The organism is Shewanella sp. LZH-2, from assembly GCF_016859145.1.
Lineage (GTDB): Bacteria > Pseudomonadota > Gammaproteobacteria > Enterobacterales > Shewanellaceae > Shewanella > Shewanella xiamenensis.
This window is the reverse complement of record NZ_CP069350.1, coordinates 2,976,836-2,996,818: the sequence shown is the minus strand read 5'-3', so window position 1 is coordinate 2,996,818 and position 19,983 is coordinate 2,976,836. Positions and strand designations below refer to the sequence as shown.

General features: G+C 45.7%; 16 protein-coding genes. 9 read left to right on the top strand and 7 right to left on the bottom strand.

Annotation, left to right across the window (positions count from 1 at the left end; all coding sequences use genetic code 11):
* Positions 1-99: 99 nt before the first annotated feature.
* Positions 100-309 (bottom strand): cold-shock protein, encoded by a 210-nt coding sequence (locus JM642_RS13295; RefSeq protein ID WP_011071803.1) that lies wholly within the window; start codon positions 307-309, stop codon positions 100-102.
* Between the two features lie 526 nt (positions 310-835).
* Between JM642_RS13295 and JM642_RS13290 the strand changes: the two genes are divergently transcribed.
* The 8 genes from JM642_RS13290 to JM642_RS13255 all read left to right on the top strand — a co-directional run bounded on the left by JM642_RS13290 (position 836) and on the right by JM642_RS13255 (position 11,614).
* On the top strand, positions 836-2,659 hold the full coding sequence (locus tag JM642_RS13290) for a DUF885 domain-containing protein (RefSeq protein ID WP_203431954.1): 1,824 nt from the start codon (positions 836-838) through the stop codon (positions 2,657-2,659).
* A gap of 191 nt (positions 2,660-2,850) precedes the next feature.
* A complete protein-coding gene (locus tag JM642_RS13285; RefSeq protein ID WP_203431953.1) occupies positions 2,851-6,099 on the top strand; it encodes a DEAD/DEAH box helicase in 3,249 nt (1,082 codons plus the stop codon).
* Between the two features lie 121 nt (positions 6,100-6,220).
* Positions 6,221-6,979, top strand: a complete 759-nt coding sequence (locus JM642_RS13280) for a phosphatase (RefSeq protein ID WP_188871719.1) — start codon at positions 6,221-6,223, stop codon at positions 6,977-6,979.
* Between the two features lie 17 nt (positions 6,980-6,996).
* Positions 6,997-7,983 carry a dTDP-4-dehydrorhamnose reductase gene (gene rfbD, locus JM642_RS13275; RefSeq protein WP_203431952.1) on the top strand — a complete coding sequence of 329 codons (987 nt, stop codon included), beginning with the start codon at positions 6,997-6,999 and terminating at the stop codon, positions 7,981-7,983.
* Between the two features lie 299 nt (positions 7,984-8,282).
* Positions 8,283-9,089, top strand: a complete 807-nt coding sequence (gene cysQ / locus JM642_RS13270; RefSeq protein ID WP_037430860.1) for a 3'(2'),5'-bisphosphate nucleotidase CysQ — start codon at positions 8,283-8,285, stop codon at positions 9,087-9,089.
* Between the two features lie 62 nt (positions 9,090-9,151).
* Positions 9,152-10,072 carry a fructokinase gene (mak, locus tag JM642_RS13265; protein WP_037416796.1) on the top strand — a complete coding sequence of 307 codons (921 nt, stop codon included), beginning with the start codon at positions 9,152-9,154 and terminating at the stop codon, positions 10,070-10,072.
* A gap of 143 nt (positions 10,073-10,215) precedes the next feature.
* Positions 10,216-10,914 carry a YdcF family protein gene (locus JM642_RS13260; RefSeq protein WP_203431951.1) on the top strand — a complete coding sequence of 233 codons (699 nt, stop codon included), beginning with the start codon at positions 10,216-10,218 and terminating at the stop codon, positions 10,912-10,914.
* Positions 10,915-10,918: 4 nt separating this feature from the next.
* Positions 10,919-11,614 (top strand): DUF2982 domain-containing protein, encoded by a 696-nt coding sequence (locus JM642_RS13255; protein ID WP_037416799.1) that lies wholly within the window; start codon positions 10,919-10,921, stop codon positions 11,612-11,614.
* A gap of 92 nt (positions 11,615-11,706) precedes the next feature.
* Here JM642_RS13255 and JM642_RS13250 read toward each other — a convergent pair whose 3' ends face one another.
* From JM642_RS13250 to galU, 6 genes are all read right to left on the bottom strand, one after another.
* Positions 11,707-14,004 carry an OmcA/MtrC family decaheme c-type cytochrome gene (locus JM642_RS13250; RefSeq protein ID WP_203431950.1) on the bottom strand — a complete coding sequence of 766 codons (2,298 nt, stop codon included), beginning with the start codon at positions 14,002-14,004 and terminating at the stop codon, positions 11,707-11,709.
* A 421-nt stretch (positions 14,005-14,425) separates the two neighbouring features.
* A complete protein-coding gene (locus JM642_RS13245; protein ID WP_203431949.1) occupies positions 14,426-15,415 on the bottom strand; it encodes a LysR family transcriptional regulator in 990 nt (329 codons plus the stop codon).
* Positions 15,416-15,806: 391 nt separating this feature from the next.
* The gene (locus JM642_RS13240; protein ID WP_047539190.1) at positions 15,807-16,232 is read right to left on the bottom strand and encodes a polymer-forming cytoskeletal protein; all 426 of its coding nucleotides are present in this window, start codon (positions 16,230-16,232) and stop codon (positions 15,807-15,809) included.
* 74 nt (positions 16,233-16,306) lie between these two features.
* On the bottom strand, positions 16,307-16,792 hold the full coding sequence (gene napF, locus JM642_RS13235) for a ferredoxin-type protein NapF (RefSeq protein WP_144375587.1): 486 nt from the start codon (positions 16,790-16,792) through the stop codon (positions 16,307-16,309).
* A gap of 76 nt (positions 16,793-16,868) precedes the next feature.
* Positions 16,869-17,882 (bottom strand): UDP-glucose 4-epimerase GalE, encoded by a 1,014-nt coding sequence (gene galE, locus JM642_RS13230; RefSeq protein ID WP_037416814.1) that lies wholly within the window; start codon positions 17,880-17,882, stop codon positions 16,869-16,871.
* Positions 17,882-18,790 carry a UTP--glucose-1-phosphate uridylyltransferase GalU gene (gene galU, locus JM642_RS13225; protein ID WP_037416817.1) on the bottom strand — a complete coding sequence of 303 codons (909 nt, stop codon included), beginning with the start codon at positions 18,788-18,790 and terminating at the stop codon, positions 17,882-17,884. The genes galE and galU overlap by 1 nt, the downstream gene beginning before the upstream one ends.
* 323 nt (positions 18,791-19,113) lie before the next feature.
* On the opposite strand from galU, the gene phhA reads away from it, so the two are divergent.
* The gene (gene phhA / locus JM642_RS13220; RefSeq protein WP_037416820.1) at positions 19,114-19,926 is read left to right on the top strand and encodes a phenylalanine 4-monooxygenase; all 813 of its coding nucleotides are present in this window, start codon (positions 19,114-19,116) and stop codon (positions 19,924-19,926) included.
* Positions 19,927-19,983: the final 57 nt, after the last annotated feature.

Here is a 19,983-nt window from a genome sequence, read left to right as displayed (position 1 = left end):
ATCAATCAATAGGATAAAACGCACCAATAAAAAATGCCGACACTGAGTCGGCATTTTGTCTGTAAACTTGTTGTTAATTAATCCCTTGCGGGAAGTTAATTACAGAACAACAACGTTCGCAGCTTGAGGACCTTTTTGGCCTTGTTCGACTTCGTAAGAAACCTTTTGACCTTCAGCAAGGGTTTTAAAGCCATCAGATACGATTGCGCGGAAGTGAACGAATGCGTCAGCGCCACCATTATCAGGGGAAATAAAACCAAAACCTTTGTCTTCGTTAAACCATTTTACTACACCAGTAGTTTTAGACATGAATGTCTCCAAAATTTTCAAAAAAATAATTCGCAACAATGCGTGAAATTAGCCAGAAATAGAATTATTTACATTGATGATAAGTTATGAGTGGAAAGCTTCATGACAGCAAACAAATACCGGGTGCAGCGAAGGTTTTCAAATACATAATATTGCTTATAAATAGGTCTGACTCACAGGCCAGGACGCAGAATAGCATACTCCCACTTTTTGTATAGCTTTATTTTTAACTAGGGCATATCTATAAGGGGTTTTTAGTTCGAATATTTGATGGGGATAATTTTTTATTGTTTTTATTCATATGGATAGTGTTTGATTGTGTCACTGAAGCCTGATTGAAATAATTATTCCTGTAAGTTTACTCGCACTATAAAAAGTGGTGCTAAATATTTAGAAGGTGGCTTATTTATTTGTCACTTTTCGTTACGTTATTAAATTGTTGCTTATTTGTGGTGGTGGTATTGTTTTCCATATTGGGAAGTTTTCCCATCTAACTTTGACAATAATGACCTGTGGAGCATCAATATTGAAAACGGTATTAAAACGCATTGGGCTTGGCATTTTAGCCCTAGTGCTATTGTTGATGGCAGTTGCCGCCCATGAATGGTTTGCCAAAAAGCCATTTTTCTTTCGCGCATTTTTAGATAGAAGCGTCGTAAAAATGGCCTTTGAAAGTCCTGAGACGTTAACATCCTTAGGATTTTTAGAATCTGTTGGGATTACGGGGCATAACGCCCTGCTCGACGATGATAGCCCTGAAGCCATGGACAAAACCTTTACTCAAGTCCGTGCGTTAAGAGACACATTACTGAGTTACCAAGACGCTGATCTCGATGATAATCAGCGTATTTCGAAGGATATTGCATTGTATCTGGCGGATTTTGCCCTCGCGGCCGAACCCTATCGCTATCATAACTATCCGGTGAATCAGTTGTTTGGTGTGCAAAATGGTTACCCAAGCTTTATGCAGGCGCAGCATCAAATCCATTCGGTTGATGATGCTGAAAATTACCTCTCGCGCTTAATTGCGGTGAAGACTAAGTTTGGACAAACCTTAGAAGGGCTCAAACTTCGAGAAGCTAAGGGCATTATTCCGCCTAAGTTTGTGATTGAGCGGGTGCTTACTGAAATGAATGACTTTATCAGTGCGCCAGTTGAAGACAATATTCTCTACAGCTCCTTTAAAACCAAATTAGCAGAAACTCAGATTAGCAGCGATGAACAGGCGCGTTTGCTTGCCACGGCAAAAACCAATATCGAATCTTACGTGCAGCCAGCGTATCGACTCTTTATTGATTATTTTACAGAGTTACAGACCAAAGCGGGCACCGATGATGGTTATTGGGCGCTGCCTAATGGGAATGTGGCTTATGAACAGTTGCTGAAGTTTTTTACCACGACAAATTACACCGCCGATGAGATCCATGCTAAAGGATTGGCTGAGGTGAGCCGTATCCAAGGTGAAATCATGACCATCTTGTCTGCACAAGGGTACGATACAAGCCAAGGATTTTCGGTGGCGATTGAGGCCTTGGCCGCCGATCCTAAATTTTACTATGAAGACACCGATGCTGGCAGAGCGCAGATCCTAGTGGATTATCAAAAAATCCTCGACGAGATCAATGCCGGACTCGACAACGCATTTCGTATCCGTCCAAAGGCGGGAATGGAAGTGGTGCGTATTCCTGAATTTAAAGAGAAAACGGCTCCTGGCGCTTATTATCAGCAACCGGCGATTGACGGCAGCCGCCCAGGACGTTTTTATGCCAACCTCTTTGATATCAAAGCAACACCTAAATACGGCATGCGTACCTTAGCCTACCATGAGGGGATCCCTGGACATCATTTTCAGGTTGCAGTTGCAATGGAACTTGAAGGGCAACCACTTATTCGTAAGATGGCACCTTTTACCGCTTATATTGAAGGCTGGGCACTTTATAGTGAGCGTTTAGCTTGGGAACTCGGTTTCCAACAAGATCCCTTCGATAATATTGGTCGCTTGCAGGCGGAGTTGTTTAGAGCTGTGCGCCTTGTTGTTGATACAGGTATTCACCATAGTCGTTGGACGCGGGAACAAGCCATTGACTATATGAAGAAAAATACTGGAATGTCAGATCGCGATGTAACCGCTGAAATTGAGCGTTATATTGTGATGCCCGGCCAAGCGACAGCCTATAAGGTGGGGATGATGAAGATCCTCGAACTGCGGGAAAAGTCGAAACAAGCTCTTGGGGATAAGTTTGACTTGCGGGATTTTCACGATGTGCTGCTTAAAAATGGCGCTGTTCCCTTAGATATTTTAGAAAAATTGGTTGATCGCTATATTGCTGATAAGCGTCGTCAAGCCTAAGTTGAGGTGACTTTAGTTGGCACATCCCCGCAGGAATGGTCTGCGGGGATATATCCCGCTCACGTAAGTGATTCGTCTTCTGGCTTTCCCCACCCGGTTTCAATACAATTCCCCCTTACACGTTGATAAATGCCTTTGACAATCGTGGTTTATTGTCCGTAAAGGGATTTTTGAGTTTCAAGGTTTTGCTGATGAATCGCTTTCCCCCCCAAGAGCCCATTCAATTGACTCAAACGGCAATTGAGTCCTTATTCACGCCGCCGACGTTGATGCGTGCCCGTGATTATGTGATGCAGGGGAAGGTGTTAAGCGCAAAAGCCAATGCCGATTTTCGCCATATTGAAGGCTCGGTAGCGGGCAGTGAAACCTCGCCCTATCGTCAAGATATACGTTTAGTCAGCGTCAATCATAAGCTCATCATGAACGGTTTTTGCTCTTGTCCCGCCACGGGACATTGCAAGCATATGGCTGCGGTACTGTATAGCTTGCTCACCGATAAAACGGTTGAGGATCAACGCATCGCCCAATGGTTACATCTACTCGATGATGCCGATGATCCTCGTTTGAATGATGTTGAGTCCCTCTACGATGATCGGGTGCTGTATATCCTCTCAAAGGACGATAATGGGGTGTTTATCGAGCTTAGGCGCGGCAAGGTTGGGAAGAAGGGCGGTTATAACAAGGGTTCCAAAATTGCACTCTCGGATGTGCAATATTATATGCCTGCATGGATTGGTGCCGAGGATGTGCTGATCATCAATCTGATAATGTCTACGAGGCGCCATGGTGCATCGCGGCTCTATCTTAAGGCGCAGTTAGGTGCGGTTGCGCTCGAGAAAATGCTCGCGACCGAACGTTGTTTTTGGGAGGAAAGTCGCCTCGCATTGACCGCGGGCGATGCCATTACGCCACAGTTTATTTGGCAGGATATTGATAGTGAACACAAGCAAATGCGCCTTGTTTTGCCCAAGCGAGATAATTGGGAGCTTGTGCCAACCGAGCCTGCGTATTATATCGAACTCGATTACTTTCAAATTGGTCTTATCGACACTGATATCAGTATTGAAAAATTGCGCCTACTCAGCCAAATGCCACCCGTGCCTCGCACGCAGGTTGAGGTGGTGAGTCATAAACTGATTAAACATTTTTCAGCGCGTACAGTGCCGCTACCAAGTGCCATCAATTTTGTCGAACTGAGAGATAAGTTACAGCTTCGTTTGACGCTTAAGGTCGTCCCCGCAGCCACAATGCCACCTGGCAGTACTCAGTCAGCAGCAATGGGGACTGGCATCGCCCAGCCGTATCTGGCGCTGGAGTTTGTTTACGGGGATCTCGTCTTAAGTGGCAATGCCGCCAAAGAAGCATTAACTCTAGTGACTCAAGGCGGCACCACCTATCAAATTAACCGCGCGCTTGAAGAAGAGCAGCAAGCCATGTCCAAGCTGCAAACCCTTGGCTTTAGCCGCTTTTCCTTGGAGGGCACAGCAAATGGGGCGTTTCTCTGGAGCTTAGGTCACTTGCCTGATGCGATTCGGGAATGGCTAGCGTTTATCGATGAAGAAGTCCCAAGATTACAAACTCAAGGCATAGAGGTGGGATTTGCCCCAGAGTTTAGCCTTAAGGTAGTCGACACGCCGTTAACCGTTGAGCTGGATGACAGTAAAGAGGGCTGGTTTTCGCTGTCTTTGCATGCGGATATCAATGGTCAGCGGTTACCCATGTTGCCGCTGGTGGCCACTTGGCTTAAACAACATGGTGAGCCCGCCGATGATGCAGAGCTATTGCTACCTAGCCCAAACGGTGACTGGCTTAAAATTAAAGCCAGTGTTATCAAACCCTTGATGAGCATTATTTTAGAGCTGTTTGAACAGCACCGCGGCAACAGTATCGCCTTACCTAAATATCGGGCACATTTACTCAATGAGTTAGCCCAGAGTGATATCAGCTTGCTCAATGGTGAGCGGGTGCGCCAACTTGCGGCCAAATTAGAACAATTTACTGGTGTTGTTGCGGTTACTGCGCCAACCCAATTACAGGCAGAGCTGCGTCCCTATCAGCAACAGGGCTTAAATTGGTTATGTTTTTTAAAGGAATATCAGCTAGGTGGCATTTTAGCCGACGATATGGGATTGGGTAAAACCATTCAAACTTTGGCGTTCTTGTTGAAGCAAAAACAGCTTAAGTCCGCGGCTGGCCCTCATTTACCCAGTTTAATTATTTGCCCCACCAGTTTGGTCGGGAACTGGGCAAAGGAGGCGGCAAAATTTGCGCCTTCGTTAACACTGGCGGTGATCCATGGCGCACAGCGCGGGCAGCTTTTGGCACGGTTAAGTGAGTTTGATGTGGTTGTTACTACCTATCCGTTAATGGTGAGGGATAACGATTTTTACCAGGCACAACCTTTTGAGCACATAGTGCTTGATGAAGCACAGCAGATTAAAAATGCTCAAGCTAAAGTCAGTCAGATGATTAAAGCACTGCAGGCGCCATTTAAACTCTGCCTTACGGGGACGCCCCTTGAAAATCATTTAGGAGAACTCAAATCCTTAATGGATTTTTGTTTGCCAGGACTCCTTGGGACAACGGCTTATTTTAATAAGGCATTTCGTTATCGGATTGAGCGTTACGGCGATAGCGAGCAGGCAAAAGTGTTAAGTCAACGCATTGCGCCCTTTGTGCTCAGACGAACGAAGGCGGAGGTAGTGACTGAACTTCCGCCTAAAACCGAAATTTATCAAACTCTTGAGCTTGAGAAAGATCAACGCAATCTGTACGAGAGTATTCGCTTAAGTATGGAGAAAAAAATTCGAGAATTGTTTGCAAGCCAAGGCGTGGCGGGCAGCCATATCGAGTTTTTAGACGCGCTGCTCAAATTGCGCCAAGCCTGCTGCGATCCGCGATTAGTAAAACTCGAACAGGCACAAAAAGTTAAAAATAACGCCAAGCTTAACTGGCTTAGCCAAAACTTGCCGGAAATGGTGCAGGAAGGACGCAAAATTTTAATCTTCAGCCAATTTACTAGCATGCTGATTTTGATTGAAGAATTGCTGCAATCCTTAGAGATCGACTACAGCAAACTGACAGGGCAAACTCGGCTACGTCAGGTGCAGATTGATCAATTCCAAGAAGGCGATACGCCAGTGTTTTTAATTAGCTTAAAGGCGGGCGGAACTGGGCTTAATTTGACCGCTGCCGATACGGTTATCCATTACGATCCTTGGTGGAATCCTGCGGCCGAAAGGCAAGCCACTGATAGAGCACACCGTATTGGCCAAGAAAATCCGGTGTTTGTCTATAAGCTTATCGCCGAGGGGACGGTGGAAGAAAAAATCCAAGAGATGCAGCAGCATAAACAAGGTTTAGCCGATAGTATTCTTGAAGGTAAGGGCAGTGGCGCATGGCAAGGTAGTGCCGATGAACTGCTCTCTTTATTCCACTAAGGCATTGTTGCATATCACTGCCTGTGGTCGTTGACTTGGCGACTCTTGTACAAGCAGAGCGGTAACAGATTGATGCTTAAAAATTCTTTTTAAAATGCGAGTTAAAAGACAGAGGTGACCCATGCAGTACCCAGTCGATACCCATACCCATACCGTGGCATCCTCCCATGCCTATAGCACTATCCATGATTATCTTGCGGTGGCAAAACAAAAGGGGCTCCGCCTGTTTGCGACGACAGATCATGGCCCGGCCATGGCGGATGCGCCGCATTTTTGGCATTTTGTGAATTTACGGGTATTGCCGCGCATGGTCGATGGCGTCGGCATTTTACGCGGCATTGAAGCCAATATTAAAAATCGCGACGGTGAAATCGATTACTTTGGCGATTATCTGTCGCAGCTCGATATCGTCTTGGCTGGATTCCATGAACCCGTGTTTGCGCCCTCGGATAAGGCAACCCATACCGAGGCGATGATTAATACGATTAAAAGCGGCAAGGTCGATATTATTACTCACCCAGGAAACCCCGCATATCCCATTGATATTGAAGCAGTCGTCACTGCCGCAGCAGAATATGGTGTAGCACTTGAAATTAATAATTCCTCCTTTGAAGTGTCTCGCAAGGGCAGTGAAGCCAACTGCACCGCGATCGCTAAGGCGGCTAAAGCGTTAGGTGCAACCTTAGTCATGGGGTCTGATTCCCATGTGGCATTTAGCCTTGGTGGATTTGATCGCGCCTTAAGCATTATCGATGCGGTTGATTATCCAAAGGATAAGCTGCTTAATCGCTCGCCCATGGCGCTGTTAGACTTTTTGACTCTGCGTGGGCATCAAACTGTTGCTGATTTTATACCGCTCTTTCGCGATGAAGCAATTTGAGGCGCTTGAGTCAATCAATGCAGGATGTCACTCCCGCGCGACCAACAGTCCTCTTAACTGGCGCGCACAGCCAACTGGCGAAAGCATTAATCCGAACGCATCTCAATGGTGGATTAGCATTTAATCTCCATCCGCTTACGCATGCTGCGTTAGATATCAGCGATAAATACAGTGTGGCTGAGGTGTTTGCGCAGGTTAAGCCCGACTGGGTGATTAACTGCGCGGCCTATAATGCGGTCGATAAGGCTGAGACGGCGGTGGATGAGGCTTATCGCGTCAATAGCCTCGGCCCAGAATTATTGGCAACAGAATGTGCGCTCATTGGCGCGCGGTTAGTACATATTTCCAGTGATTATGTGTTTAGCGGTCTGCTTGCGAGCGTTGAGGCCAATGCCTTAAGTGAATCGGTGACACCTTCGCCATTATCCGTTTATGGCAAGACTAAGCTTGCCGGAGAGCAAGCGGTGCTGCGTATCTTGGGTGAGCGCGCGATTGTTATCCGTACCGCATGGCTTTACGGTGTCGATGGGCATAATTTTGTGAAAACCATGCTGAGGTTGATGGCCGCCACGCCTGATGCTCAGCCGCTCTCAGTGATAAACGATCAAATCGGCTCACCTACATGGGTCTATGCCCTCGCGTCGCTTATCTGGCAACTGATGCTAACGGGTGAGGCGGGGCTATTTCATTATTCAGGGCAGGGGCAATGCAGTTGGTATGAATTTGCTGTTGAAATTCAGCAGCAAGCGTTGGCTCTGAAGTTATTAACGAAAGCCGTGCCTATCATTGCCATTGATAGCCTCAGTTATGCCGCCAAAGCGCTTGAGAAAGGCAATGTACTGGCACAAAGGCCGAGTTACAGCGCGCTTAATAGCGATAAACTGCGACAGACGCTGGATAAGCACCATCTTGTGGCTATGCAATGTCCTGAAGTTTGGCAGGATTGGCGAGTGCAACTTAACTGCATGCTTAATGCTTTTATAACACAAGGCGAAAAATCCTAAACTGATGCCGTTTTTTTGTTACTCACAGGCAAGCGGATTGCCTTTGCCAGTATTCCACTCCTAGTGGTTTATTTTCAAGGCGGTGAATACGAATGCAGCCTAGGGAATGACTCTTTTCAGCGTATCTTGCTTGCCTTAGACTCGACTTATTTAAAATTAAAGCCTGATGCTTAGGACTTAAGCTTTGGTGTTTAAGCCCGCTTAGTCAATTTTGCTTGATTTATGACGAATTTGTTCTTAATTCTCAATGGCTGCCGATGGCATAATGCCGCAAAGCTGATTGAATAAAGGACGACTAAGTGACCGATAACACCACAATTGCGCTGCATTTTTCTAAAGCGGACTTGTTGCGGCTAGTGAATATAGCCCATGCGGCAGGTGATGCCATTATGGCGATTTACGCCCAAGAGCATATTGCTGTTACACAAAAGAGTGATGAGAGTCCTGTAACTGCTGCCGATCTTGCGGCTCATAGGGTGATTGTCAGTCAATTAGCTGAGCAATTTGCGGGCATTGCTGTGATGTCAGAAGAGGCCGCCGATATTCCTTGGGATGAGCGTGAGCAATGGCAGACCTACTGGCTTATCGATCCTTTAGATGGCACGAAGGAATTTATTAAGCGAAATGGCGAGTTTACCGTCAATATTGCGCTTATCCATCAAGGCGAAGCTATTGCAGGTGTGGTTTATGCTCCAGTGTTGAACACGACTTATTATGGGGCGAAACACTTAGGTGCTTGGCGACAGGATGGACAGCAAGAACAGCCGCTTCAGGGCTGTAAGATGCCAAGACAGGTGCCGATAGTGGTGGGCAGTCGTTCGCACTTAAGCCCAGATGTGGCTGATTATTTGAACAATATTGGCCAGCATGAAATGTTAAGCGTAGGAAGCTCGCTGAAGTTTTGTATGCTGGCAGAAGGTAAGGCCGATCTCTATCCAAGATTGGGGCCTACCAGCGAATGGGACACTGCGGCAGCGCAGGCGGTACTTGAAAGCGCAGGCGGAAAAGTCGTGTGTTATGACTCAGGTTTACCCTTAACCTACAATCAAAAACCTGACATATTAAACCCTTATTTTATTGCCACAGCGCCTGGCTGGGCAAAATAACGAGCAATCACAAGCGAGTCTGCGCGGACTCCTTGGCAGAACAATAGCGGAGAAGCTTATTCATGATACGCATGGGCATCGATTTAGGCGGCACAAAAATAGAACTCGTCGCCTTAAATGACGAAGGAAATGAGGTTTTTCGTAAGCGTATCAATACCCCTCGGGATTATCAGGGCACGCTTAACGCGATCGTCGATTTAGTTAATGAGGCTGAAGCGACCTTAGGTGAAAAAGGCTCTGTTGGCGTGGGGATCCCTGGAGTTATTTCTCCCTATTCAGGATTAGTCAAAAATGCCAACTCGACTTGGATCAACGGTCATCCCTTGGATGTGCATTTAGGGGAGCTGCTCGGCCGTGAAGTGCGGGTTGCTAACGATGCCAACTGTTTTGCGGTATCTGAAGCCGTCGATGGTGCTGCTGCGGGTAAATCTGTGGTGTTTGGAGTGATCATTGGCACGGGCTGCGGCGCGGGTGTTGCCATTAACGGTAAAGTGCATGCGGGTGGTAATGGCATTGGTGGCGAATGGGGCCATAATCCGCTGCCGTGGATGACCAAGGAGGAGTTTAATACTACCCGTTGTTTTTGCGGTAATCCTGATTGTATCGAAACCTTTATTTCAGGCACTGGCTTTGTTCGTGATTACAATGAGGCGCTCAGTCGCGCAGCAAGCGTCCAACGTGTGCCCGCTAAATCTGGTTCAGAGATCATGAGCTTAGTCGACGATGGAGATGAGATAGCTATATTGGCCTTTGACCGCTATATGGATAGACTCGCGCGCTCACTGGCTCATGTGATTAATCTACTTGATCCTGATGCGATTGTGTTAGGTGGCGGCATGTCGAATGTTGAGGCTATTTACCCAAGATTACCTGCATTATTAAGCCATTATGTTGTAGGGCGCGAATGCCGAACACCAGTTGTACAGAATCTTTATGGTTGTTCTTCGGGCGTGCGCGGCGCCGCTTGGTTATGGGAAAAATAACCCAGTAATCTTAAGTTTTCACTCGTGACAACGCATCGCCTCGGCGATGCGTTTTGCTTTCTTTTGATGTTATGATTGCGCTCCTTTGGATTATTGGGCGCTAGCGCATGTTTTGGATTAAGAAAGTTGTCTCTCAGGTAATTATGCCTGTTCCATTTATCCTGTTGTTATTGCTGCTATCTTTGTTTATTTGGCGCAAACCGCGGTTAGCAAAATGGGCGATTGCCAGTGCTTTTACCCTTCTATTGTTATTAAGCAGTCAATTTAGTGTCGATTATCTCGTGAAACCGCTTGAGAACCAATATCCCATTAATTCCACTCCCATTGCGGATACCTGTGTGGTGATGGTGCTGGGCTCTGCTCACTCGGATATTGAAGGTGCTACGGCGGTACAGTCCTTATCGGCTGTGGCATTGGCTAGATTAACGGAAGGGCTTCGGCAGCTTAAGTTAGGTCAAGATTGTAGTTTAGTCGTTAGTGGTTGGGGCGGCGAGCTAACCCAACATCCCCACGCTGAAGTCATGGCCAAGGCAGCGGTTGAACTTGGCATCGATGCGTCACGTATTATTGAATTTCCGCTCGCGCGCGACACCCTTGAAGAAGCGCACTATTTTAAAGAGCGCTTTGGCAATCAGCCTGTGCGATTAGTCACCTCGGCCTCCCATATGCCACGGGCGATGGCCATTTTTAGTGGTAAAGGATTAACCGCAAGTGCGGCGCCGACGGATTTTAGGGCCAGAGACGATTTTTATTGGCGTTTTACTGCGGATAACTTACTCGCCTCGCAACGTGCGCTACATGAATACATTGGCCGTTTATGGCTTTGGGTAAAACAGGAATAAAAATATGGCCTTAGAGTCTGATATTGTCTCGGTTCGTCCACTCTCTAAACGTAATGGTTTGACTTTAACTATTGTAGGTGCCTGTGCCTTTGTGTTGGGCTTTGGCTTGTTTGTTATACTACCTGAGCTATTTGCAGTGGGCTTAGTGTTTTTCAGCTTGGGTGCGATCGCATTGATATTGGGCCTTGCAAAGGTTTTCGAGCCTGACACCACATTGACTATGGATGAGCAGGGGCTGACTTATTTTCATCGCCGCGGCAAAGTGTCGATAAACTGGGATAATATTCAGCGGGTTGACATTCCAAGGGTGACTCAGGGAGTTGATACTATTGAGCTTTCCTATATTGGTATTAAGCTAAAGCAGTTAAATCCGATACTCGATAATATTTCATTACGGCTTGCAGCGGGATTATTGACTGAGCAGCGGCCGTTACTGGTTACCGCCGCATCACAGCAAGAAGATTTAGCGACCTTAGAAACTTATCTTGGTGCTGAATTTAGCCCTTTGGTGGTTGATGGTGACAGATACCGCGGCGTATTGGCGATGTTTGGACATCGCTGCGTGATGCTCAACACTCACCTTGGCTATCATCTTTATATTCCCCATGACAGTTTAGATCGTGAGCCGCGGGAATTTATCAAACTGTTAAGGCAACGCATCGCGCAGAGTTCGACGCAAATCGATGCTACAACAAATTAACACTACTGATAAAAAAGGGGCCCCGATGGGGCCCCAATAAGTTGCAGAGAGGAAGTTTGGGTTGTGCAGGGGGCAACCCAAAGGTACTAGTACTAGTGTGCTACCTCTGCGTGTACCTTATCTATGCCATAAGTTTTACCTTCAGCATGGCAGGTCGCGCATGATTCTACTGGTAGGTTAGGATCAGTCACTGCATCCGCTTCTACAATCGCACCGTTACTTCTAAAGTGAGCTACTGCTGCTGCATCTGAGTGAGCGTGACAGCTGCGGCATGATTCAGCTACTGGGCTAATATAGTAGCTACCCACTTTGATAGAGCGTTTTTCAGAAGTCAAACCACCGTCAGTTGCAAACAGTTTAGCGCCGTCTTTATGACATGCAGAACATGCTGTTTCTGGTGATGGGTAACCGAGCAATTCACCTTTATCGTCACGGAAGATGCCTGTGATAGAGTCAAAGTTACCACTGTGGAAACGGTGGGCAACGGTGAATAGGTCTTTGTTGTTGAAGGTGACGTCTGGATTCACTACTTTGCTTCCATCAGCGCCTTTGTAAACAACCGTTTTGTGACCTGAAGCTCCCGTTGTATCGTTATGACAGTTCATACATTGAGTGAAGGTGTAAGTACCGTGTCTTGTTCCTTTAACATAGTCTAAGGTACCGTGACAGGCATTACATTTGGCTTCTTCAACAGTGATACGAGTTGGGTCAGACATACGAGCAGTGCTGACTGCGCTACCATCTAAGCTGAAGAATTTAACAGGAGAGCTGTTGCCAATTGGGTTAGTTGGCCCAAATTCAAGTCCTGTTGCATTACAGCTTGCTACTGCACCAGCCTTGATACAAACGTTAGCTTCTGAACTGACATACATAGTTCCAACTGCTTGTGCATCTGGAATATCTTTAACAAAAGTCAATACACCACCAGAAAGCGTACCGCTTGCAAGGTTTAAGCTGATAGGTGAAGGTTTAACATCTCGCCACGCATAAACAGTTCCATCGGTAGCAACATTACCCAGCAATAAACCGTTAGCAACTAACTTTCCTGTTGGATTAGTGGTCGCATTATAGGTTGCAAGGCTTGTTCCATCGGCAATGGGTGTACCATTGATGGTCACATTAGCCTTGATGGTTAATGTTTTCATACCTAAGGTGGCTGACGGTGCAACTGCTGCACTTGTAAAGTCCACTTTAAATAAGTTGGCGTATTCAGCGCGTTTACCAACACTATGAACAGCTTCTGGTGTTAGGCTACCACTACCGTGACAAGATTTACATTGAGTGTCGTCGGCTTGAGCTAAACCAAATTCTGAGTGGTTTTCACCAGTTGCGAAGTTGACATTGATATGGCAACCCACGCAAGCCTTAGCGTAGATATTGGTGTTATAACTTGGTGCACCATCGTGACAGGATTTACATTCTTTCAAGTCAGATGGGAAACCAATTTCACCAAAGTATTCTTTGGCTTCACCAGACAGATACGCTGCATTATGTTCACCGGCATGGATACGGTGGATCATTGGAGCAAAATCAAAGACCCAACCTTCAGCAAGTTGTGCATCGCTGGGTACTAGATCTGGGTTATGGCAAGTTACGCAGTTTTTAACGTCTTGATAATTATGGTGAGCTTCGATCTTAGCGATATGGCCATCAGTTTCACCGTGACAGTTTTTACATGCTGCACTCGATACTGTGTCTTTGCCTGATGCGGCTAACTCATCGGTCGCTGGGATAAAATCAACAGGTACTGAAAGTACTTTATCTGCTAAGGCAACGCCTTGGCTATTGGCGATATTGTATGCGCGTAAAAATACTCTGTGTACTGCATTAGGGTTATCATTCGGATTAATGATCGGTGCAGCACCATCGTAAGTCCAAGTGGCAGTGTATGTACCAGGGTTTGCTGTATCTTCAGTTAATTTACAAGCATTCTTAGTACCGTTAAGGCCATTTAGAGTACAAGTTAATGAGCTACCCGCTTTGTTGGCCGTAGCATTGTTTTGCCATTGAATTGGCGCACCAGTGCCTGACGTATTGTCATTTGCCGTTAAAGAGTAGATCGCAATTTTATCGAGTCCCATAAAAGGAACATCTTTGCCTGCGCTCTTTCCGGTTAAGCTGAACTTAACACTGAAACCTTCGCTGCTGGTGACTTTGATATCAGCTGGGCTAAGAGTAAATTTCAGATCGGTTATAGATTCTGCGGTTTTAGCAAAAGAACCAGCGGGTAACCCTGGTGTACCAGGAGTGCCCGGTGTTCCAGGGGTACCTGGTGTTCCGGGCGTGCCGGGTGCACCATCTTGCCCGTCTTCTCCGTCCCCGCAGGCGGTTAAACACAAGGCACTAGTGAGAGCTAGTGCCAGTAGAGATTTATTGTAGTTTTTCATCATCGCGTCCCTTTTTCTTTCTATAAGACTGCGTGTGCAGTGACTCTACTATAGGTCGAACAATCTACTTATAAAGTGGTATTTATAAGTTTGTATCTGATATGTGAACAGTGATTTAACACATCAAAATGGAAATTCTAAAATGTGAAATTAAGTATTTCGCAAATTAGAATCTGGCGGTAAAAGTGAGATGTGGATTGCAGAATGTTATTTTTGTTTTTAACAATTTGTTGAGATTAATTTTCAATTAATTTTACTTAAAGATACTGATGAAACATTTATCAAATGCTTTTTTACAGTGAAAAATAAAACAAAAACAACTATTGAGAATCATAGTGTACAGAGGGAGAATGCGCTGTATTTACTTAAATTTAACATTTGAAGCTTTTGTAAATAGTGGCACAAGCATCCATGCTTTTGGGGATTATTGACTGACTCGCGTATTGAAAGGCGTGAGGGCGGTTAATAATGAACTGACGACAAGTTCACATTGTGTTTGACTGTAGCGTCGATGGCTTCGTGGCTTTTCTACGAGAAAATACTGTGGTGGCATAATCGTTTCATGTAGACGATGTAACTCTGCGATGGGAAGCGGCGCTAGTTTTAATCCCGGCATATGTTTTACGGTATGCATATCAATACTCGAACAAAATGCCACACTTTGCATGGTGAGAAGGTGGGCATACCATTCTTCCCGATCCGTGACTCTTTCAATCGAGGGTAACAACAGCCCTTGGCGCTGACAGAACAGTTCTAGTGGGTCAATTCTGCTGTTAAAGCCCTTCAGTTCAATGCATAGAAATGAATAACGGCATATGTGCTCAAGGCTGATTTCAAGTTGGCTTTCCCAAAGGGAATGATGTTTCGAGGCAACGACATAGACATTTGAAATACAGCCTAAGCGTGTAACACTAAGCTCTTTGGATTCGGTCGGCTCTATTGTGATCCCAAAATCTAATTCACCTGCATGTATCAGTTCCGCACTATTGTCTTGCCACTTGTGTAGTCTTATTTGGCCTAATTCACTTATCACATCGGGTGAGCTGAGCTGTGGTGCTAAGAAACTTAATAATCCATTACTTGCGGCTATATGGAGCGGTAATTCAACGTGACTCGCTGCATTTTGCTGCTGCATTGCAGATTGTTCTAGGTGATAAACCGAATCGGTGAATTGGCAAATAGCGACATACAGACTTTCAGCAAGAGGTGTGGGTTTGAGCCCCTGTTGGCGCCGATAAAATAGTTCATCATTAAAGGTTAACCGTAGCGCATTGAGACAGCGGCTAATTTTGGGAGCCGACACATTTAACGCTTTAGCTGCACTATTTGCATGTCCGTTATCAAAAATACTTTTAAATACAAGTAAGGTGAATACATCAAGTTCGCAGATTTGTTTTAATAATTGAGTGCTCATTTGGTCTCGCCTTGCGATGAGTCTGAGTCTGCAGTCACACAGTTTTGCCTAAGCATATCGATACCATTGATTAAGCAGCAAACCGTATGCACAAAATGCATTGTTGGTGGATTAGGTTAGCAGTTGTCGTACGGCTTAACTGTGATCTCAATCTTTAATTTAACAATTGTTTAACTAACAATGCTAGCCATTGGATTATATGGTGTTTATTTAGGCGATTTTGGGCTGGAGGAGTAATCTAGCGAGCTCATCATCTTCATCAGAGTCGCTCGTAGTTGGTTAGAACAACGACACATCACTCGCGTGACGTAGGCTAGAATTTAGCGGCGCAAATAAAGTTTAATCTCTAAACGTCGACACACCCTCGCTCTTTTATGGGCTGAAATGTGGATTAGTCATTTTGACTCTGCGATAACAATACGTTTGTCGATGTTGCAGAGGGCAGGCTATGTGCGTGGATTGTCTGGTGATCTTCCTTAATCCTTAAACCAATAAACTGGCCGCCTTCATTGACTTGCATTGAAGTACAAGCAACATCACCGTCGACAATCCCATGTGCTTGGATGACTAAGCGCTCGCAAATCAATCGGCCTTTGAAATAACCATCAATAATTAATTCTCGACACTTTACCTCGCAGTGAAGACTTCCCGTTTGCTCAACAATCACATTCGCCTGTGACAGTATTTGACCTTGAACTTCACCACCAATCAACACATCGCCAGCAAATTCAATATTGCCAGTCAGCCTAGTGCCTTTAGCAATAAAACTGAGCGCGGGGGACGATTTGCGGGTAAACAGGAGATTTTTGCCAAACATGGTGATGAGAAACCTAATACATTGGGAATGAAATACTAACGTAAATACAGGGACAAGCCTAGGGCGCTCAATGGCTATTCTGCTTGCTTAATACTAATCGCTTGATTTGGGCACGGAGCGACACAGGCGCCACAACCCGTACATAGGCTCGTATCAATTTTAGGCATAGGCGCTTTGCCTACACTTAGGGTGAAACTGATGGCGCGGGGCTCACAAGCATCCTTACAACTTTGGCACCAAATACCTTGAAAGGTTAAGCAGTTATTTTGAATCTCCGCGATGTGTTGCCATGGCGTTTGGGTCAAATCAAACAACTTTTGCTCAGGACAGACAGTGGCGCATTGAGTACAAAAAGTGCATTCATTGTCCTTAAACGAGACTTCAGGAAAGCCGCCATCCCCTTTGAAAATTATCTTAGTTTCACAGGCGGTGATACAGGCTGAGCAGCGAGTACAGATATCGGTAAATTCTACCCCCTCGCGCACCCAAGGCGGCCTAATCGCCAAGGACTTTCGGCGACTAAAAAGACTACGGCGACTGTGATTAATGCTTTCTGTCATAGGTGTTTAATGGATAACAATCTTTATTAATCGAGAAGAAAAATGGCTTGGGAATTACCACAAGCCATTTAGATGATTAGCTTTTATAACCATTGGGATTGGTTGATTGCCAATGCCAACTGCTATTTGCCATATCCTCAAGACTATGGGTCGCCTGCCAGCCCAAATCGGTTCTAGCATGCTCTGGGTTTGCATAACAGGCGGCAATATCTCCAGGGCGGCGTGGTGCAATCTGATAGGCAATCGATTTACCACAGGCCTTCTCGAAGGCTTTAACCATATCGAGCACGCTGTAACCTTGGCCTGTACCTAGATTGTAGGTGACAAGCCCTGGTTTTGTGGCGAGTTTCTCAAGGGCTTTAAGGTGACCAATGGCTAAATCCACCACATGGATATAATCACGAACGCCAGTACCATCATGGGTTGGGTAATCATTGCCGAACACACTGAGGGCCTCGCGTTTACCCACGGCGACTTGGGCGATAAATGGCATCAAGTTATTCGGAATATCGTTAGGATCTTCGCCAATCAAACCACTGGCATGGGCACCAACGGGATTAAAGTAACGTAAACGGGCGATATTCCAACTTGGGTCGCTATGGTGTAAATCCGCCAGAATATGCTCAACCATCAATTTAGATTGACCATAGGGGTTAGTGGCTCCCGTTGGAAAATCTTCGGTAATGGGCAGGCTAGCAGGATCACCATACACAGTTGCAGAGGAACTAAAGACGAGATTTTTCACCTTAAACTCTGCCATCACTTGGCAAAGAATTAAGGTGCCAGTCACGTTATTCTCATAGTATTTCAGTGGCTTAGCTACTGACTCGCCGACGGCCTTTAATCCAGCAAAGTGGATAACGGCATCGATGTTATGGTCGCTAAAGACTTTCTGCAGTAAGGCCTTATTGAGAATATCGCCTTGGTAGAATGTGACCGATTTACCGGTAATGCGCTCGACACGGTTTAGTGCTTCGATACTTGAATTAGACAGGTTGTCTAATACAATCACTTCGCTTCCCGCATTAAGTAATTCCACTACGGTATGAGTGCCAATATAACCAGCACCGCCGGTCACTAAAATCGTCATTATTTAATTCCCTTTACAACTGTTTTTAAGTAGTGGGCAAAATCTTCACCGATTTCGCTGTGGCGCAGAGCGTATTCTACGTTAGCGCGCATATAGCCTTGTTTGTTACCGCAGTCGTGACTCTTACCTTGCATATAGTAAGCGTTTACGGTTTCTTGCTTCATTAACATCGCAATGGCGTCTGTTAATTGGATTTCATCACCTGCGCCCGCAGGCGTTTTGGCCAGCAATGGCCAAATTGCTGCGGGTAACACGTAACGGCCAACAACGGCTAAGTTAGATGGCGCTTCATCAACAGGAGGTTTTTCAACGAGTTCGACTAATGGCTCTGATTCACCAGGCTGCAAATCGTGGCCGTTCACATCGGCAATACCATATTGATTGACTAAATGATGTGGTACGCCTTCAACCATGATTTGACCCACTTGGGTTTCATCAAACAGGCTTACCATTGCGGCAAGGTTATCGGTTTTTAAGTCGCAACTGGCGTCATCGATAATCACATCCGGCAGCAATACGGCAAAAGGTGCATCACCTACTACGGATTTAGCGCATAAAATAGCGTGACCTAAGCCTTTAGCTTGGGATTGACGTACGCTGATCACCGTCACGTCTTTCGGGCAAATGGATTGCACCGCTTCGAGTAATTGACGTTTTACGCGGCGCTCTAATTGCGCTTCTAATTCAAAACTGGTGTCGAAATGGTTTTCGATAGAGTTTTTACTGGCGTGGGTTACGAGCACAATTTCTTTGATACCCGCGGCAATAGCTTCACTAACGACATATTGGATCAGTGGCTTATCAACAACAGGGAGCATTTCCTTAGGGATAGCTTTGGTCGCAGGAAGCATACGAGTGCCAAGTCCGGCGACAGGAATAACGGCTTTACGAATTTGATGTTGTTTCATTGCGAACCTTCAGATTAAGGAGAGGCGATTATTGGGCAATATTGTAAATGACCTACGCAGAAAAGCCATTTGCAAACGCCGAAATTTGTCGGTTTTTCTGCATATTATCTGTTTATCGTCGTCATTTTTACGTTTGAATGTCAAGGATTGATACCCGTCTGGGTGAGTCTGTATGTATATTGCCCATGCTTTTTAAACGACTTGTAATATTTGCTTTACGTTTACGTCACATTGGCGCGCAAACAATAAACTGTGAGGGAGTTAACAAAAATCGAGGCTTAGATCACTATGGAGGCATTAGCGTCAGACATGAAGTGAATTTTATGACTAAAGAAATTGCGCACACTGCGCCCTATGTTGCGAGAAGTGCAGATGATTCAGGGTATATCCATTACCCACAGGAAGAACATGAGATTTGGAGCCAATTGTATGCTCGCCAAGCGGTGAACCTGCCTGGGCGTGCCTGTAAGGAGTATCTGCAGGGACTTGATGCCTTGGCGATGCCCAAGGATCGCATTCCACAATTGGCTGAGATTGACAAAGTATTGCAGGCCACGACTGGATGGAAAACCGCGGCCGTGCCCGCCTTAATTTCCTTTGGCCGCTTCTTTGAGCTATTGGCTAACAAGGAGTTTCCGGTCGCGACTTTTATCCGCCGTAAGGAAGAGTTTGATTACCTGCAAGAGCCAGATATTTTCCATGAGATTTTTGGTCATTGCCCCTTGTTGACCAATCCATCTTTTGCCCATTTCTCGCATATGTATGGTCAATTAGGCTTAAATGCCAGCAAGGAAGACCGAGTATTTTTGGCTCGTTTGTATTGGTTTACCGTCGAGTTTGGTTTACTCAAGCCTCAGGAGGGTGAACTGTGTATCTATGGCGGTGGTATTTTGAGTTCTCCCGGCGAAACCTTATATGCGATGGAAAGCCAAGTGCCTGAACGTAAACCGTTCGATCTTTTAGATGTGCTACGCACGCCTTATCGTATCGATATTATGCAGCCAATTTACTATGTGATTGAACATATTGATGTATTAGATGAAATCGCCAAAATGGACATAATGGCCTATGTGGCTAAGGCACGGCAGCTCGGCTTGTTTGCCCCTAAATATCCGCCCAAGGCCAAGGCAAGTTAATGACCGACTCTAAGTAAAAAACGAATTAAATAAAGCGTAATAAGAGCAACGGATTGA

Coding starts and splice junctions, on each gene's coding strand:
- JM642_RS13245 (WP_203431949.1), bottom strand. CDS start 15,415: ATGAGCACTCAATTATTAAAACAAATCTGCGAACTTGATGTATTCACC.
- galU (WP_037416817.1), bottom strand. CDS start 18,790: ATGAAACAACATCAAATTCGTAAAGCCGTTATTCCTGTCGCCGGACTT.
- JM642_RS13295 (WP_011071803.1), bottom strand. CDS start 309: ATGTCTAAAACTACTGGTGTAGTAAAATGGTTTAACGAAGACAAAGGT.
- JM642_RS13280 (WP_188871719.1), top strand. CDS start 6,221: ATGCAGTACCCAGTCGATACCCATACCCATACCGTGGCATCCTCCCAT.
- galE (WP_037416814.1), bottom strand. CDS start 17,882: ATGACGATTTTAGTGACCGGCGGTGCTGGTTATATTGGCACTCATACC.
- JM642_RS13260 (WP_203431951.1), top strand. CDS start 10,216: ATGCCTGTTCCATTTATCCTGTTGTTATTGCTGCTATCTTTGTTTATT.
- mak (WP_037416796.1), top strand. CDS start 9,152: ATGATACGCATGGGCATCGATTTAGGCGGCACAAAAATAGAACTCGTC.
- napF (WP_144375587.1), bottom strand. CDS start 16,792: ATGACAGAAAGCATTAATCACAGTCGCCGTAGTCTTTTTAGTCGCCGA.
- JM642_RS13250 (WP_203431950.1), bottom strand. CDS start 14,004: ATGATGAAAAACTACAATAAATCTCTACTGGCACTAGCTCTCACTAGT.
- phhA (WP_037416820.1), top strand. CDS start 19,114: ATGACTAAAGAAATTGCGCACACTGCGCCCTATGTTGCGAGAAGTGCA.
- rfbD (WP_203431952.1), top strand. CDS start 6,997: ATGCAGGATGTCACTCCCGCGCGACCAACAGTCCTCTTAACTGGCGCG.
- JM642_RS13285 (WP_203431953.1), top strand. CDS start 2,851: ATGAATCGCTTTCCCCCCCAAGAGCCCATTCAATTGACTCAAACGGCA.
- JM642_RS13255 (WP_037416799.1), top strand. CDS start 10,919: ATGGCCTTAGAGTCTGATATTGTCTCGGTTCGTCCACTCTCTAAACGT.
- JM642_RS13240 (WP_047539190.1), bottom strand. CDS start 16,232: ATGTTTGGCAAAAATCTCCTGTTTACCCGCAAATCGTCCCCCGCGCTC.